General features: G+C 66.4%; 2 protein-coding genes. Both read left to right on the forward strand.

Annotation, left to right across the window (positions count from 1 at the left end; genetic code table 11):
* Positions 1-368 (forward strand): hypothetical protein (locus ACEWQZ_RS00055; RefSeq protein WP_476481031.1); only part of this gene is annotated, 368 nt, incomplete at its 5' end.
* Between the two features lie 60 nt (positions 369-428).
* The coding region (locus ACEWQZ_RS00060) for a hypothetical protein (protein ID WP_476481032.1) at positions 429-666 on the forward strand (238 nt) is incomplete at its 3' end.

A 666-nucleotide genomic window follows, 5' to 3' on the forward strand; every position in this document is an offset into this window, starting at 1 on the left:
CAACGGCGGGCGCCAAGGCCCTGCCGGGTGGCGCGCAGGGCGCGGGGGATCAATCACCAAGCGCAAGCCACCGGCTTCGACCAGCACCATATCGCGATCTGGAGATCGCTCCTGCAACGGCGGGCGCCAAGGCCCTGCCGGGTGGCGCGCAGGGCGCGGTGGATCAATCACAAGCGCAAGCCACCGGATCCCTCCCATGGCCATCTCCGGAAACCATCCCGGGCACGACGCGACCCGCCGGGCTCTCACGAAGCCCGCACCGCAAAGGGGCCAGCCCCCGCAGCCGTCCATCTCCTCAGACAACCGAGCGTTGGACCTTGACCTTGAAGCGCGATTTTTGGTTACTTTTTTCGCGCTGGAAAAAGTGACCCGCCCAAAGAGCTTGCGAAGCAAGCCGGGCGGAACGCCTTTGACTTGTCGAAGCCCGGATGGGAGATGTGCAGCTGCGGGCCAAAGAGGGCCATCAAACCGTCAGAAGCCACCGGCTTCGATCAGCGCCGTATCGCGATCTGGAGATCGCTCCTACAACGGCGGGCGCCAAGGCCCTGCCGGGTGGCGCGCAGGGCGCGGGGGATCAATCACCAAGCGCAAGCCACCGGCTTCGACCAGCACCATATCGCGATCTGGAGATCGCTCCTGCAACGGCGGGCGCCAAGGCCCTGCCGG

The organism is Wenzhouxiangella sp. YN1 (genome assembly GCF_056324145.1).